This window comes from Micromonospora okii (assembly GCF_020884795.1).
Classification (GTDB): Bacteria; Actinomycetota; Actinomycetes; order Mycobacteriales; family Micromonosporaceae; genus Micromonospora; species Micromonospora okii.
In genome coordinates this window covers 282,953-297,908 of the sequence record NZ_BBZF01000014.1, presented here as the reverse complement: position 1 = coordinate 297,908, position 14,956 = coordinate 282,953, and the positions used below count along the sequence as shown (strand labels likewise).

At 74.2% G+C, this 14,956-nt stretch carries 13 protein-coding genes and 1 pseudogene; 8 read left to right on the top strand and 6 right to left on the bottom strand.

Annotated elements, in window-relative coordinates:
- Positions 1-62 precede the first annotated feature (62 nt).
- Positions 63-425: a hypothetical protein gene (locus tag LPU43_RS07950; protein ID WP_229399607.1), complete on the bottom strand. Its 363-nt coding sequence runs from the start codon at positions 423-425 to the stop codon at positions 63-65.
- Positions 426-524: 99 nt separating this feature from the next.
- Here LPU43_RS07950 and LPU43_RS07945 point away from each other — a divergent pair, with 99 nt between their 5' ends.
- The gene (locus LPU43_RS07945; RefSeq protein WP_306416118.1) at positions 525-1,457 is read left to right on the top strand and encodes a DUF5753 domain-containing protein; all 933 of its coding nucleotides are present in this window, start codon (positions 525-527) and stop codon (positions 1,455-1,457) included.
- A complete protein-coding gene (locus LPU43_RS07940; RefSeq protein WP_229399605.1) occupies positions 1,454-1,657 on the top strand; it encodes a DUF397 domain-containing protein in 204 nt (67 codons plus the stop codon). Before LPU43_RS07945 ends, LPU43_RS07940 begins: the two co-directional genes overlap by 4 nt.
- Here the strand turns inward: LPU43_RS07940 and LPU43_RS07935 are convergent.
- The 5 genes from LPU43_RS07935 to LPU43_RS07915 all read right to left on the bottom strand — a co-directional run bounded on the left by LPU43_RS07935 (position 1,654) and on the right by LPU43_RS07915 (position 7,825).
- A complete protein-coding gene (locus LPU43_RS07935) occupies positions 1,654-2,007 on the bottom strand; it encodes a hypothetical protein (RefSeq protein WP_229399604.1) in 354 nt (117 codons plus the stop codon). The genes LPU43_RS07940 and LPU43_RS07935 overlap by 4 nt on opposite strands.
- The gene (locus LPU43_RS07930; protein WP_229399603.1) at positions 2,000-3,367 is read right to left on the bottom strand and encodes a diaminopimelate decarboxylase family protein; all 1,368 of its coding nucleotides are present in this window, start codon (positions 3,365-3,367) and stop codon (positions 2,000-2,002) included. Before LPU43_RS07930 ends, LPU43_RS07935 begins: the two co-directional genes overlap by 8 nt.
- Positions 3,368-3,776: 409 nt before the next feature.
- A complete protein-coding gene (locus LPU43_RS07925) occupies positions 3,777-4,790 on the bottom strand; it encodes a hypothetical protein (RefSeq protein ID WP_229399602.1) in 1,014 nt (337 codons plus the stop codon).
- A 162-nt stretch (positions 4,791-4,952) separates the two neighbouring features.
- The gene (gene mgrA / locus LPU43_RS07920) at positions 4,953-5,942 is read right to left on the bottom strand and encodes an L-glyceraldehyde 3-phosphate reductase (RefSeq protein ID WP_229399601.1); all 990 of its coding nucleotides are present in this window, start codon (positions 5,940-5,942) and stop codon (positions 4,953-4,955) included.
- Between the two features lie 125 nt (positions 5,943-6,067).
- Positions 6,068-7,825 carry a glycosyl hydrolase gene (locus LPU43_RS07915; RefSeq protein WP_229399600.1) on the bottom strand — a complete coding sequence of 586 codons (1,758 nt, stop codon included), beginning with the start codon at positions 7,823-7,825 and terminating at the stop codon, positions 6,068-6,070.
- 148 nt (positions 7,826-7,973) lie between these two features.
- Between LPU43_RS07915 and LPU43_RS07910 the strand changes: the two genes are divergently transcribed.
- The 6 genes and pseudogenes from LPU43_RS07910 to LPU43_RS07885 all read left to right on the top strand — a co-directional run.
- The gene (locus tag LPU43_RS07910; protein ID WP_229399599.1) at positions 7,974-8,942 is read left to right on the top strand and encodes an aldo/keto reductase; all 969 of its coding nucleotides are present in this window, start codon (positions 7,974-7,976) and stop codon (positions 8,940-8,942) included.
- Between the two features lie 112 nt (positions 8,943-9,054).
- Complete coding sequence (locus LPU43_RS07905; RefSeq protein ID WP_229399598.1) at positions 9,055-10,509, top strand: sigma 54-interacting transcriptional regulator; 1,455 nt, start codon at positions 9,055-9,057, stop codon at positions 10,507-10,509.
- 2 nt (positions 10,510-10,511) lie between these two features.
- On the top strand, positions 10,512-12,461 hold the full coding sequence (locus tag LPU43_RS07900; protein WP_229399597.1) for a VWA domain-containing protein: 1,950 nt from the start codon (positions 10,512-10,514) through the stop codon (positions 12,459-12,461).
- A 397-nt stretch (positions 12,462-12,858) separates the two neighbouring features.
- Positions 12,859-13,344, top strand: a complete 486-nt coding sequence (locus tag LPU43_RS07895) for a hypothetical protein (protein WP_229399596.1) — start codon at positions 12,859-12,861, stop codon at positions 13,342-13,344.
- Positions 13,345-13,353: 9 nt separating this feature from the next.
- A complete protein-coding gene (locus LPU43_RS07890) occupies positions 13,354-14,751 on the top strand; it encodes an FAD-binding oxidoreductase (protein ID WP_229399595.1) in 1,398 nt (465 codons plus the stop codon).
- Positions 14,748-14,956 (top strand): annotated as a pseudogene (locus LPU43_RS07885) (SAM-dependent methyltransferase); the annotation flags it as partial. The gene LPU43_RS07890 and the pseudogene LPU43_RS07885, both read left to right, overlap by 4 nt.

Here is a 14,956-nt window from a genome sequence, read left to right as displayed (position 1 = left end):
CCGGGTCGTGGAGGCGGCCCGGGACACCGGTGCGCGGAAGATCGGTGCCCGCGCTGGGCCGGTCAACCCCTCACGTCGCCGGCCGGGGCCGGTGGGGCCGACTGGCCGGCGGGGACCAGGACCCCGGTGCCGGACCAGTTGATGTCCTCGCTGGCGAAGGACTTGTCCGGCTCGTCCTCCTCGTCCAGGGTCGAGTAGCCGGCGTGGTAGCGGCCGAAGCCGTAGCCGCCGGCCGCCAGAGTCACCAGCGCCCAGGGCCGTAGCCCGTCGCGCAGCTTGTCCGGCCCCCGCCGATCGACGGGCACCCGGACGACCCCGAGCAGGTCGTACCACTCGTCGGGGGTGCCCGCGTCGACCACCCGGAAGAGCGAGAACGCGTGCCGCACCGGCGGCTCTCTGGGGATCCAGGTGACTTCATTGAACATGTCGCCTCCTCGGTTCATCGGTGATGCGTCTGCCCTTGACGAGGATGCAGTATTGGGTCTTTGATATCAAGGATATCGAGAAAAGCGCCTACAGTGGTCATGATGAACTGGGAGGAGAGGTCGATGCCCGTTACTCCGTCAGGGCCGTCCGGGTCGCGTAGGTCTCCGGCACGTCCGGAGTTCTCGCCCGTCGTGCAAGCGTGGGAGCTGGGCTTGCGGTTGCGCCAGCGCCGCGAGGAGATCGGCTTGACCGCAGCGGCGGCTGGTCGCGCCATCGGCATCATCCAGGCGTACGTCTCCGGAGTGGAGGCGGGCAAGGTGAAGCTTCCGGCCTCCCGGCTGGCCCAGATCGTGAAGGTCTACGAGCTGGAGCCCGAGGAAGCGGCCGAGCTGGAGGAGTTGCGCGTCGGCGCGAGCCAACGCGGTTGGTGGCACGAGTACTCGCAGCTCTTTCCGGCTGAGTTCCTCCGGTTCCTCGGCTACGAGGCCGGTGCCGACCACATCCGCTTCTACGGCAACGAGCTGGTGCCCGGTCTGATGCAGATCGAGGACTATGCCCGAGCGGTCATCGCGGGAGGCACCACGACGATCCGGCTCACCGAGGTCGGACGGCGGGTCGCCGTTCGGTTGGGCAGGCAGGCGCGACTCTTTGCCGACAACCCGATCCGGCTGACCGCGCTGCTCGGCGAGGGAGCGCTCCGCCAGCAGGTCGGCGGGCCGGCCGTGATGAGCGCTCAACTGGATCATCTCGTCCGGCTGGCGACCGAGCGACCGGAGCAGATCGAGATCCGGGTGCTGCCGTTCTCCGCCGGCGCGCACCCCGCGCTCGGCGGCTCCTTCCAGGTCCTGTCGTTCCCGTCGCCCCGGTTGCCCGACCTGGTCTGGCAGGAGGTGCTGACCTCGATCGACATCATCGACCAGTCCACCCGGGTGACCGACTATCAGGTGACCTTCGCCGAGGCGCGGGAGCGGGCGCTAAGCTCGGGCGACTCGCTCGACCTGATCCGCCGGATCGCGAAGGAGATGACGTGACCTCATCGAAGAGCGCCTCCGGGGAGGGTTGGTTCAAGTCCTCCCGCAGCTCGGACAACGCCAACTGCGTCGAAGTGCGGTTCGTCGGCGGCGCGGTCGACGTCCGCGACACCAAGGACCGCACCGGGCCGGTGCTCGCCTTCGACGGCGGCTCCTGGGCCGGCTTCGTCGCCGCCCTCAAGTCCGGGCCGGCCCGCTAGCGGCACGCCCCTTCCGCCCCGGAGGTCGCCGCCGCGCCCCGCACCACCGACCGGTCACCGACCGGTGGATCGGTGGCGGGCAGGTCGAGGGCGCGGAGGACACTGTGCACCGCCAGCACCTCCGCGCCGCCGCGCCGCCGCAGGTCGGCCACCGCCCGGTTGAGCAGCGTCCGGCTCGGCGACGCCAGCCGCACCACCGCGTCGATGTCCGCCGCGATCCACCATGCCCCCACCGCGCACGGTTCCGCCCGCAGGAACTCCAGCAGCCGGCTGCCGGGCGTCGCGGCGGTCAGCCGTACGCAGACGAGCGCCTCGTGCCGCTGCTCCGGGGGATCGGCCGCCTCAGGCATGGGCCGTCCCGCCCGGACCGGTCTCGGGTGCGGCGTCCGGCTCGTCGACGTCCCGTGCGAGCAGGTCGTCGAGCGACTCCCGACGGACCAGCGTGGCGACGCGCCCGTCCCGGACGGCGAGCAGAGCGGGCCGTCCGACCAGGTGGTAGTTGGACGCGCGGGAGTGGTGGTAGGCGCCCGTGCCGGCGACGGCGAGCAGGTCGCCCGGGTGGACGTCGGCGGGCAGCTCGACGGCCGGCGCCACCACGTCGTCGGCGTCGTTGTGCCGCCCGACGACCGTGGTCGGCAGCGGCTGGGCGCGGCTGGTCCGACCGACCAGCGCCACGCTGTGCCGTCCGCCGCAGAGCGCGGCGGCGGGGCAGTCGGTCATGCCGCCGTCGACGGCGACCAGGCGGCGGCCGTCCGGGCCGTGCGCCGTGGAGAGCACCCGGTACAGGGTGACGCCGGCCCGGGACACGATCGCCCGGCCGGGGGAGACCGTCAGCCGGGGCACCGGGACGCGGTGCTGCTCCGCCCGCAGGCGCAGCACCCCGCGCATCCGGGCGGCGAAGGCGGTCAGCGCGAAGCCGAGGTCGCCGCCGCTGTACGCCACGGCGTGCCCGCCGCCGAGGTTCAGCCGGACCAGCTCCACGCCGTGCCGCTCGCGCATCGCGGCGAGGAAGTCGACGATCCGCCGGGCCTGCTGCTCGTACACCCCGAAGCGGTTCTCCTGGTGGCCCACCGAGCAGTCGAGCCCGACGAGCGCGAGCCCCTGCTGGGCGGCGATCCGGGCGACGGCGGCCTCTGCCTCGCCGGTGTCGATCCGCAGCCCGAAGCGGCTGTCGGGCCTGGCGTCGGGTTCCGGTCCGGCGATCACCCGCAGCAGCACCCGCTGGCCACGCGGGGCGGTCGCGGCCAGCCGGGTGATCTCCCCGAGCGACTCGGCGACGATCGTGGTGACGCCGGCCTCGTACGCGGCGTCGAGGTCGGCGGGGGCCTTCGCGCTGCCGTACAGGACGATCCGGTCGCCCCGGAGACCCGCCGCCCGCGCGAGGCGCAGCTCGCCCGCCGAGCCGACGTAGAGGTCCAGGCCCTCCTCGGCGACCCAGCGCGCGACGGCGCGGCTCAGCAGGGCCTTCGCCGTGTACGCCACGTTGCCCGGCCCGAACGCCGCCGCGTAGTCGCGGCAGCGCAGCCGCACGTCAGCTTCGTCGACCAGGTAGCTGGGCGTCCCGTGCGCGGCGGCCACGGCGGTCAGCCCGACCCCGCCCACCAGCAGGTCGCCGCCCGCGCCCCGGCGGGCGGTCGTCGGCCACACGTCGGCGTCGAGCTGCGTCGACAGGGACAGGCGCAGCGACGGCAGGAGCTCCGCGAGCGTCATCGTGCCCGCCTCGCGTCCGATCGGGGGCTGGGATCTGTCAGGGAACTCTCCATGGCCGGCTCGCCTCCTGTGCCGCCGCGCTGCCTCATGCGGGCACGGGGCGGGTCCCGGTCGCACCGACCGGGACCCGCCCCGTGGAAACGGCGGAGGGGACGGGGCCCACGGCGTCCGACGCCCGGGTGCGGGGGCCGCCCTGCTCTGCGCCCACCGCACGCCCACCTGGCCGCGACACGAGCGTGCGCGCCGGGAAACGCCGCGTAGACCTGGCCACCGTCTGTCCTTCTCGCCGGTCGGGGTCCACCGCCCCGACGCGATCCAGCAGACTCCACCCCTCGGCACCGGGCAAGGATCTTGACGCCGTAGCTACGCCGCCCCGCCCCGTTTTGACACCGCCGATACGCCGGGAGCGTCAGCAGCCGGTCCAGCGGACCGCGCTCACGCGGCCGGCCTCGTTGCTGAAGCCCACGATGGTGCCGTCGTCGGCGATCGCCCGTGCGCCGGCGGTCCTGCTGCCCTGGGGCATCGGCAACTGTCGGGCGGTGCTGCCACGGACCACGTGGTCGGCGCCGATGGCCACCCCGCGCGAGTTGACGCCGAAGAGTATCTGGGCGGCCGGGGCCGTCCTGGTGAAGGTGCCGGTGCGGATGTTCCACCGCACCGGGAACTGCTCGCCGTCGGTCGTCAGCACCTCGCCGACCGCCCACCGGCCCTCGGCCGCCCGGACCGTCGAGCGGTCGGCGCCCGGCGCGGTGAGCTCGGCGTACCGGCCGCCGGGGCGGCGGACCCAGACGTTCGAGTCGGGCTCCTGACCCGCGTTGCCCACGATGCTGCCGTTGCGGGTGATCCCGATGGCCATGGCGCCGGTCGGCGCCCCGGAGAGGGTTTCGACCGTCCCCGGGCGGGCCGCCGGCCAGCGCAGCGCCGTGGTCACGTTCGTGACGTCGTCGTAGCGGTACCCGACGATGTCCCCCGCCCTGTTGATCGCCGAGACGAAGGTGAACTTCGCCGTCGCCGGCCGTAGGGGCAGGAAGGCGAAGGTGCCGTTGCGGTAGACCCACGGCCGGCTCCGGCCGTCGGTCTGGCCGTTGCCGATCACCACGCCACGGGAGTTGACGTCGGTGCCGCCCTCACCGAACGGGTTGGCAATGGTGCGGAGTCGCCCCCGGTCCCAGATCAGCAGGAAGGACTCGCCTCCCTCGTCGGTGTTCCGCAGGGCGCCGCCGACGACGAAGCGCCCGGTCGGATCGACGGCGTACGCGTCCGTGCGGTACATGTCCGCAGGCTGCGGCAGGGGCGCGACGGCGCACGGGGACGCGGGCGGGCGGGCGGACGCGGCGGCCGGGGACGCGCCGATGCCGGCCGTGGCGGCCAACAGGCCGGCGACGGCGCCGGCGGAGAGGGCGCGTCGGGCGATGTCACGCATGGGGTCCTCCGGGTGTCCGAGCTGAGGGGCGCCGTCGATGCTTCCACCGCGAAGGCAGGGCGGCGCGGGGCTCACCTGTCGGATGGGCGACGCCAACGCCGGCGGCGGACACCGTGCGGCGTCCGTGCCGTCGACACCCGCAACCCGAAGGCGTGGGCGTTGTCAGCCGAGGTGGCCCTCGATTTCGGCCAGCTCCTCGGCGGTGAAGTCCAGGTTGTCCACGGCGGCGACGTTCGTCTCCAACTGGGCCACGCTGCTCGCCCCGATGATCAGGCTCGTCATCCGGGGGTCGCGCAGCGCCCACGCCAGCGCGAGCTGGGCCAGGGTCTGCCCGCGCCGCTCGGCCACCCCGCCGAGCGCCCGTACGGTGGCCATCGTCTTCTCGTCCAGGTCGCTCTCGTTGAGGAAGACGCTGGTGCGCACCCGGGAGTCCGCCGGGACGCCGCCGAGGTACCGGTCGGTGAGCAGCCCCTGGGCGAGCGGGCTGTACGCGATGCAGCCCGCGCCGACCCGCTCCAGCGTGTCGAGCAGCCCGTCGCGCTCCGTCCAGCGGTTCATCATCGAGTACGCCGGCTGGTTGATCAGCAGGGGCGTGCCGAGGTCGCGCAGGATCGCGGCGGCCCGCTCGGTCTGCTCGGAGTCGTAGTTGGAGATGCCGACGTAGAGCGCCTTGCCGGAGCGGACGGCCGCGTCGAGCGCGCCCATCGTCTCCTCCAGCGGGGTGTCCGGGTCGAACCGGTGCGAGTAGAAGATGTCGACGTAGTCCAGCCCGAGGCGGCGCAGCGACTGGTCCAGCGACGAGATCAGGTTCTTGCGGGAGCCCCACTCGCCGTACGGGCCGGGCCACATCAGGTACCCGGCCTTGCTGGAGATCACCAGCTCGTCCCGGTACGGCTTGAGGTCGGTGGCGAGCAGCCGGCCGAACGCCTCCTCCGCTGCCCCGGGCGGCGGGCCGTAGTTGTTCGCCAGATCGAAGTGGGTGACGCCCAGGTCGAAGGCGCGCCGGACGATGTCCCGCTGCCGCTCGAACGGCCGGTCCGGCCCGAAGTTGTGCCACAGCCCGAGCGAGACGGCGGGCAGCCGCAGGCCGCTCCGCCCGCTGCGCCGGTAGGTCATGTTCTGGTAGCGCTCGTCGGCGGCAAGGTACGTCATGATCACGACCCTATCGCCGCCCCGGCGGCCCTGCTCGGCCGTGACCTGGACGGGGAGCGCCGGCGGCGGCTGCCGGCCGGGACGCCGCGCCCGCAGGCGGGCGTCCCGACCGGCCGGTGGCGGCGTCAGGAGGCCGCGCAGGTCGGCGTCGGGGTGGGCGCCGTGCCGGTCCCGATCAGCCCGAGGGCGGTGCTTCCCCCGGGGGCGAGCCGGCCGTTCCAGCTCGCGTTGCGCGCGGTGACCGTACCGTCGGCGGTCGTCACGGTCGCGCCCCAGGCGTCGCGGATGCCCTGCCCGGCGGACGTCGGCCAGCGGACCGTCCACCCGGCGGTCGCCCGGGTGCCGACGTTGCGCACCGTCACCTCGGCCTGGTAGCCGCCGGGCCACCGGTTGACCACCTTCCAGGTCGCCGCGCACGCGGGTGCGTTCTTCCAGTCGCCCAGCTCGTCGAGGGTGAGCACGTGCGGGTCGTCCCGGTAGACGCGGCGCAGGAAGTCCGGCGAGTTCCACCGCCCGTCGGTGAGGAAGTCGCCGGACCAGGTGACGAACCAGCTCCAGCCGGCCCGGTAGGCCCGGGTCAGCTCCGGGTCCGGGATCGGCCCCACCTCACCCAGCGCGACCAGCTTGCGGTCCCCGCCGAGGGAGACCAGCTTGTCGTACGACCCGCTGAGCGGCCCGTGGTCGCCGACCGCCGGGTACGAGTCGACGCTGACCACGTCCACCACGTCGTCGCCCGGGTACCAGTCGGGGGAGATCGAGTTCCACACCCAGATCAGGTTGGTGAGCCGGTGGTGGGCGGTGAGGCGGTCGTACATGAGCCGGTAGAGCTGCTTGGCCGGGCCGGGCCCCTTGGCCCCCCACCAGAACCAGCCGCCCTCGGCCTCGTGCAGCGGACGCCAGAGCACGGGCACGCCCGCGTCGCGCAGCCGGGTGAGCTGCACGGCGATCGCGTCGATGTCGCGTATCAGCAGCCTGTGGTCGGCGGAGTCGGGGTCGGCCAGGGCCGCCGCTACGTCGAAGGTGGTGGCGTCGGTGTAGAAACCGCGCCACCACTCCTTGCCAGGGGTGTCGATCAGGCCGCTCGGCGCGTTCCAGTGCCAGGCGAAGGTGACGATGCCGCCCCGGGCGTCCCAGGCGAGCGCGTTCTCGACCTCGGTGGAGGTGGTGCCGCGCTCGACCCGGCTGGGGGAATAGTCCATCATGTCCAGCCCGGCGATGGCCGGGGCCTTGCCGACGTTCTCCTCCAGCCAGCGCACCCCGCCCATGTCCTGCTGGCCGGAGAGCACGTCCTTGCCGTAGTGCGCGGCCAGGTAGCGCATCAGCGCCCGCGCCGGGGCGTCCGCGTCGGGGTTCACCAGCGCGCCGGTGACCTGGTGCGGTGGCCTCGGGGCGACGGGGGTGAGGTGGAGGGCGTCGATCTCGTACCAGCCCCAGTTGTTGCGTACCGCGATGGTGTTGTCGCCGGCGCGCAGCAGCACCCGGCCGGCGGCGGCGGTGGCCCACTGGTCGGTCGCGGGCAGCACCACGTCGCCGTGGCCCGCGCCGTTGAGCAGCAGCGAGGCGGTCTTCTGCCCGTACGGGGCGCGGTAGGCCACGGTCAGCTCGAACAGGCCGCCGGGGGAGTCGGGGACGGTGACGGTGACCTGGTCGTCGGGGGCGTCGAAGCCGGCGACGTAGCCGGTGCCGGAGTACCCGGCGGCGGCGGTCTCAACGGTCACGCCGGTGAGGGCGCCGCTCTCGGCTTCGTAGACGCCGGCACCGGCCGCCGCGCGGGGGCCGCCGGCCCCAACCGCCTCGGCGGCCGGCGCGAGGCCGGGATTCAGGGATGCGAGGAGCGCCAGCGCGACGGCCGACGCCAGCCAACGGGGACGGGAGAGACTCACGAGGACTCCGTAGCGACGATGGTGGATGGAAGCGCTCCCACCATCGATCGGCCGCGGCCGGTTGTCAACCGTGCCGGCGGTTTGGAGGGGGCCCTTCCTATACCGAATGCGTTAATAAGGTGCCCTTCCTTTCGCGTAGCTTCGGGGGATGCGCTTCGTTCAGCTCGACACCCCCAAGCCCATCTCCAAGATCGGCCTCGGCACCTGGCAGTTCGGCTCGAAGGAGTGGGGCTACGGACACGACTACGAGCGCCGGGCCGTCGACATCGTCCGGCGGGCGCTCGACCTCGGCGTCACCCTCTTCGACACCGCCGAGCTCTACGGCTTCGGCCGCAGCGAGCGGATCCTCGGCGCGGCCCTCGCGGAGGACCGCGAGAAGGTCGTGGTGGCCAGCAAGATCTTCCCGGTACTGCCGGTCGCCCCGGTGGTGCAGCAGCGGGCGGTCGCGTCGGCCGTCCGGCTCGGCGTCCGCACCATCGACCTGTACCAGGTGCACCAGGCCAACCCGGTGGTCGCCGACACCACCACCATGAGCGGCATGCGCGCGCTGCAGGACGTCGGCCTGGTCGGCGAGGTCGGGGTCAGCAACTACAACCTGCGACGCTGGCGGTTCGCCGAGATCGCGCTGGGCCGGCGGGTGCTCAGCAACCAGGTCCGCTACAGCATGGCGGACCGTGGGCCCGAGGACGACCTGCTGCCGTACGCCGAGCGCGCCGGCCGCATCGTCATCGCCCACAGCCCGCTCGCGCAGGGCTTCCTCTCCGGCCGGTACGACGCGGCGAACCCGCCCAGCGGGGCGGTGCGCCAGGCCAACCCGTACTTCCTGCCGGTGAACCTGGAGCGCGGCGCCGCGCTGATCGGCACGCTGCGCGAGGTCGCCGACGCGCACGACGCCAAGCCCAGCCAGATCGCCCTCGCCTACCTGCTGCGTCACCCCAACGTGGTGGCCATCCCCGGCGCGTTCAGCGTGGAGCAGATGGAACGCAACGCCGCCGCCGCCGAGATCGACCTGACCGACGACGAGCACGCCGCGCTGGCCTCCGCCGCCCGCGCCTTCCACCCGGTCACCGGGCTGGCGGCGGTGCCGAAGCTGCTCCGCGCCCGGTCCGGCCGGTGAGGACCGCCCGGTAAGGCCCAGCGCGCGGGCTTGTTAACGGGGGGCCCTTCCTCTACCGAAAGCGTTAACAAGGGGCCCCTCCTTACACCTCGGGCGCGCTAGCGTTGGTCGGGTGACTGAGCCCAACCAGGTTCTCCCGGTCCCGCCCGCCGACCTGCCCGCCACCCTGGGCGCGCTGCGGGCGGCCGGGCACCGACACCGCACGGTCAAGCAGGAGCTGCGCGACAACCTCCTCGCCCGGATGCGCGCGGGCGAGGACCGCTTCCCCGGCATCGTCGGGTACGACGACACCGTCCTGCCCGAGGTCGAGCGGGCGTTGCTCGCCGGCCACGACATGGTGCTGCTCGGCGAGCGCGGTCAGGGCAAGACCCGGCTGATCCGCTCCCTGGTGGCGCTGCTCGACGAGTGGACCCCTGTCATCGCCGGTTCGGTGCTCAACGAGCACCCGATGCACCCGCTCACCCCGGCCTCCCGCGCCCTGGCGGCGGAGGCCGGCGACGACCTGCCGGTGGTTTGGCTGCACCGCTCCCTGCGGTACGGGGAGAAGCTGGCCACCCCGGACACCAGCGTCGGCGACCTGATCGGCGACGTCGACCCGATCCGCCTCGCCCAGGGCCGCACCCTCGGCGACCCGGAGACCATCCACTTCGGCCTGGTGCCGCGCACCAACCGGGGGATCTTCGCCGTCAACGAGCTGCCCGACCTGGCCGAGCGCATCCAGGTGGCGCTGCTCAACGTGTTGGAGGAGCGCGACATCCAGGTGCGCGGCTACCAGCTCCGGCTGCCGCTGGACCTGCTCCTCGTGGCCAGCGCGAACCCGGAGGACTACACCAACCGGGGCCGGATCATCACCCCGCTCAAGGACCGCTTCGACGCGGAGATCCGCACCCACTACCCGACGGAGCTGGAGCTGGAGCTGGCGCTGATCCGGCAGGAGGCCGAGCCGGTCGGCGAGGTGCCCGAGCACGTGCTGGAGGTGCTCGCCCGGTTCGCGCGCGCCGTCCGTGACTCCCCGTCGGTCGACCAGCGCTCCGGCGTCTCGGCCCGGTTCGCCATCGCCGCCGCCGAGACGGTCGGCGCCGCGGCGCTGCGCCGCTGCGGCCTGCTTGCCGCCCGGCCGGCGGCCGAGGGGGCGCGACCGGAAGCGGCGGTGGCCCGCATCGGCGACGCCGCCTCGGTCACCTCGACCCTGCGCGGCAAGGTCGAGTTCGAGAGCGGCGAGGACGGGCGCGAGGTGGAGATCCTCGGCCACCTGCTGCGCACCGCCACGGACGAGACATTCCGGGCCCGCCTCGCCGGCCTGGACCTGTCCGGCTTCGTCGCGCTGGTGGACGACGACCGGGTGGTCGAGACCGGCGAGCTGGTCTCCTCGGCCGAGCTGCTGCGCCAGGTCGGCACCGTTCCCGGGCTGGCCAAGGCGCTCGACCGGCTCGGGCTCGGCGACGCGCCCACGCCCGAGGAGGCGGCGGCCGGGATCGAGTTCGTCCTGGAGGGGCTGCACCTGACCCGCCGGCTGGGCAAGGACGTCACCGACGCCGGGCGCACCGTCTACGGCGGCCGGGGCTGAGCGTGGCCGGCAACCGGTTCCGGTACGGGCAGTGGCGCGGCGGCCCCGACCCGCTCGCCCCGCCGTACGACGTGCGGGAGGCGGTCGACTCCGTCGGCGCGGAGGTGCTGGCCGGCGGCAGCCTCCGGGAGGCGCTGCGCGACCTGCTGCGGCGCGGCCCCCGGGGCCGGGGCGGCCTGGACGACCTCGCCGCCCGGGCCCGGCGGCTGCGCCAGGAGGCGCTGCGCCGGGGCGACCTGGACGGCGCGGTGACCCGGGCCCGGGCGCTGCTCGACCAGGCCCTCGCCGCCGAGCGGGACGAGCTGCGCGGGCGCGACGACGAGGCGGCCCGCTTCGCCGAGGCGGTGCTGGACAACCTGCCCCGCTCCACCGCCCGCGCCGTGCAGGAGCTGGAGGGATACGACTGGGCGAGCGACGAGGCGCGGCGGGCGTACCGGCAGATCCTCGACGGGCTGCGCGGCGACGTCCTCCAGCAGCGCTTCGCCGGGCTGCGGCAGGTGGCGCGGGCCGCCGCCGACCCGGGCGCCCAGCGGCAGCTCGCCGCGATGATGCGCGACCTCAACGACCTGCTGGCCCGGCATGCCCGGTCGGAGGAGACCACCGACGCGTTCGCCGAGTTCATGCGCCGACACGGCGAGTTCTTCCCGGAGCAGCCGGGGGACGTCGACGAGCTGGTGGACGTGCTGGCCCGCCGCTCGGCGGCGGGGGAGCGGCTGCTGCGGTCGCTGACGGACCGGCAGCGCGAGGAGCTGGCCGGGCTGATGCGCCAGTCCCTCGGCGACGGGCTGGCCGGCGAGCTGTCCGCCCTGGACGCCAACCTGCGCGCGCTGCGCCCCGACCTGTACCGGGGCCGGGGCGAGCGGGTGCGCGGCGAGCAGCCGCTCGGCTACCGCGAGGCGACCGGCGCGCTCGACGAGATCGCCGAGCTGGACGAGTTGCTGGACGCCCTCGACCAGGACCAGCCCGGGGCCACCCTGGACGACGTGGACGTCGACGCGGTGGCCCGGACGCTGGGCCGGGACGCGGCCGACGACGCGCGCCGGCTCCAGACGCTGGAGCGGGAGCTGCGCCGGCAGGGCTGGGTGGGCCGGGACGCCGAGGGGCTGACGCTGAGCCCGAAGGCGCTGCGCCGGCTGGCCGGCACCGCGCTGCGCCGGGTCTTCGCCGACCTGACCGCCGGGCCGCGCGGCCGGCACGAGCTGCGCGCGGCGGGCGCGTCCGGCGAGGTGAGCGGGGCGTCGCGGCCCTGGGAGTACGGCGACGAGCAGCCGCTCGACGTGGTGGGCACCCTGACCAGGGCGGTACGGCGGGCCGGGCCCGGCGTGCCCGTCCAGCTCGCGGCTGACGACTTCGAGGTGGTGGAGACCGAACGCCGGGCGTCGGCGGCGGTGGTGCTCTGCGTGGACCTGTCGTACTCGATGTTCTCGCAGGGGCGCTGGGGGCCGATGAAGCAGACGGCGCTGGCCCTGTCGCACCTGATGGCGACCCGCTTCCCGCAGGACGCGCTGCAGATTGTCGGGTTCGGCCGCCGGGCCAGGCCGCTGACCCAGGCGGAGCTGGCGGCGGTGGAGCCGGACCACGAGAAGGGCACCAATCTCCAGCACGCGCTGCGGCTGGCAGGGCGGCATCTGCGCCGGCACCCGGGCGCGGAGCCGGTGGTCCTCGTCGTCACCGACGGCGAGCCGACCGCCCACCTCGACCCCGACGACGGCGAGGCGCTCTTCTACTGGCCGCCGCTGCCCGAGACGATCGAGGCCACCGTCCGCGAGGTGGACCGGCTGACCCGGGCCGGGGCCACGCTGAACCTGTTCATGCTCGGCGAGGATCCGGGCCTGCGTAGCTTCGTGGACGCGGTGGCCCGCCGCTGCCGGGGCCGGATGTTCACCCCGGACCTCGACGACCTCGGCGAGTACGTGGTCAGCGACTACCTGCGCGCCCGTCGGGGCCGCTGACCGACCGCGGCGGGGCCCGGCCGTCGCTGACCGGCGCTGCGGGCCCCGGCCGTTGCGGGGCCCGACCGCCGTCCGGGTGTCGCCGTCCAAGCGTCGCCGGTCTGGGCCGCTCCCGGGCCGTGCCGCAGGGGTCGACACCCCCTGTCCCGGCCCCTTTGGAGCTGAGTCGTTGGTGCTGTCGCAGGCCCGATGGCGCCAACGACTCAGCTCCAAAGGCGTTGGCGAGCATCCTCCCGGTTGACGTCGGTCCCCGCCGACGGCGTGCGCCGCCGCCGTGGCCGGCATTCGCGCCCGCCGGCATTCGCGCCCGCCGGTCGTCGGGGGAGGGGTCCTCTTCCGGGTGAAATTGGATTGCCTGCCCGGCCTGCGGTGGCGCGCGGGCCGGTTGACTGGGGGCGTGGAGAGCGCGGGGTTGCGGCGGGCGTACGACGAGGTGCTCGCCGAGGTGGACGCGGGCCGGTTCGAGTCGCCGGGCGGGGGCGGGCTGAGCGCCGCGCAGATCGTGGCGCACCTTGCCGTCAACGACGAGCTGATGAGCGAGGCTACCGAGGCCGTACTGGCCGGCTCGCCGTTCGCGTACTACGACCTGGAGACCGTGCACCGACCGCAGCTCGACGCGCTGGTCGTCGAGCGCGGCGGGCTCTACGGGCTGGCCACGCTGCTGCGGGCCACCAGCCTGCGGCTCTGCGCGCTGGTGGACCGGCTGGACCCGGTCGCGGCGCAGACGCCGGTCGACACCCGGCTGCACGAGGACGTGGACCTGCGGGTCGACGAGGCGCTGCCCTGGGCCCGCGTCCTCGACCTGCACGCCCGCGTCCACCTGCCCAAGCACCTGGCGCAGCTCCGCGCGCTGCGGCCGGAATTCGATTCCCATCGCCGTTAGAGTGATCTCATGCGCACTGACCGTGTGGATGACGGGGTGGACCACGACGGAGCGGTGGACCTGCTGCGGCGGTCGTACGCTGCGGTGCCCGCCGGCGAGACCGTGCGGCTGGCCAAGAGCACCTCGAACCTCTTCCGCCCGAGGGCCGCGCCCAGCGCCCCGGGGCTGGACGTCAGCGGCCTCGGCGGGGTGATCCGGGTCGACCCGGTCTCCCGCACCGCCGACGTGCAGGGCATGTGCACGTACGAGCGGCTGGTCGACGCGACCCTGGCGCACGGGTTGATGCCGCTGGTGGTGCCGCAGTTGCGCACCATCACGCTGGGCGGGGCGGTGACGGGGCTCGGCATCGAGTCGACCTCCTTCCGGCACGGCCTGCCGCACGAGTCTGTCGTCGAGCTGGACGTGCTCACCGGCGCGGGCGAGATCGTCACGGCCCGCCCCGACGGGGAGCACGCCGACCTCTTCGCCGCCTTCCCCAACTCGCTGGGCAGCCTCGGGTACGCGACCCGGCTGCGCATCGAGCTTGCGCCCGTGCGGCGGTACGTGGCCCTGCGCAACGTCCGCTTCCACGACCTGGCCGCACTCACCGACGTGATCGGCGAGGTCGCCGCCACCGGGTCGTGGGCCGGCGAGCCCGTCGACGCGATGGACGGGGTGATGTTCAGCCCCGGCGAGGCGTACCTGGTGCTGGCGGCCTTCACCGACGACGCGCCGCGGCTGAGCGACTACACCGGCCAGGGCATCTACTACCGGTCGCTGCGCCGGCACACCCGCGACTGGCTCACCACCCACGACTACCTGTGGCGGTGGGACACCGACTGGTTCTGGTGCTCGGCGGCGTTCGGGGCGCAGCACCCGGTGGTCCGGCGGCTCTGGCCGACGCGGCTGCGGCGCAGCGACGTCTACCACCGGATCGTCCGGCTGGAGCACCGGCACCGGGTGGCCGCCCGGGTCGACCGGCTGCGTGGCCGGCCCGCCCGGGAGCGGGTGGTGCAGGACGTGGAGATCCCGCTGGACGGCACCCCCGACTTCCTGCGCTGGTTCGCCCGCGAGGTGCGGATGTCCCCGGTCTGGCTCTGCCCGCTGCGACTGCGCGAGCCCGGCGGGCCGGGGACCGCGCGGGCGTGGCCGCTGTATCCCCTCCGCCCGGGGCGGAACTACGTGAACATCGGGTTCTGGGGGACCGTGCCGATCGCGCGGGGCGCCGCCGACGGCGACGTCAACCGCCTGATCGAGCGGGCGGTGTCCGAGGCGGGCGGCCACAAGTCGCTCTACTCGGACGCGTACTACGACCGCGAGGCGTTCGACCGGCTCTACGGCGGCGACGCCTGGCGCGCGGTGAAGGACCGTTACGACCCGGACCACCGGCTCACCGGACTTTACGAGAAGGCGGTAGCGCGAAGATGAGCCTGACCGACCGAGAACAGGGGGCGGCGAGCGTCCCGTCCACCCCGCCGGCGGGGGGCCGGCACCCGACCCCGACCGTGGCCGACGTGGTCCGCGCCGTCACGGCCGGGCCCCTGCCGATCCGGATCACCGGGTACGACGGCAGCGCCGTCGGCCCGGCCGACGCGGGGATCACCCTCTCCATCCGCTCGGAGCGGGGGCTGTC

Excerpts from the sequence above, each read along its gene's own strand:
- LPU43_RS07935 (WP_229399604.1), bottom strand. The coding sequence starts at position 2,007 with ATGCCTGAGGCGGCCGATCCCCCGGAGCAGCGGCACGAGGCGCTCGTC.
- LPU43_RS07930 (WP_229399603.1), bottom strand. The coding sequence starts at position 3,367 with ATGACGCTCGCGGAGCTCCTGCCGTCGCTGCGCCTGTCCCTGTCGACG.
- LPU43_RS07925 (WP_229399602.1), bottom strand. The coding sequence starts at position 4,790 with ATGCGTGACATCGCCCGACGCGCCCTCTCCGCCGGCGCCGTCGCCGGC.
- LPU43_RS07945 (WP_306416118.1), top strand. The coding sequence starts at position 525 with ATGATGAACTGGGAGGAGAGGTCGATGCCCGTTACTCCGTCAGGGCCG.
- LPU43_RS07950 (WP_229399607.1), bottom strand. The coding sequence starts at position 425 with ATGTTCAATGAAGTCACCTGGATCCCCAGAGAGCCGCCGGTGCGGCAC.
- LPU43_RS07890 (WP_229399595.1), top strand. The coding sequence starts at position 13,354 with ATGCGCACTGACCGTGTGGATGACGGGGTGGACCACGACGGAGCGGTG.
- mgrA (WP_229399601.1), bottom strand. The coding sequence starts at position 5,942 with ATGACGTACCTTGCCGCCGACGAGCGCTACCAGAACATGACCTACCGG.
- LPU43_RS07910 (WP_229399599.1), top strand. The coding sequence starts at position 7,974 with ATGCGCTTCGTTCAGCTCGACACCCCCAAGCCCATCTCCAAGATCGGC.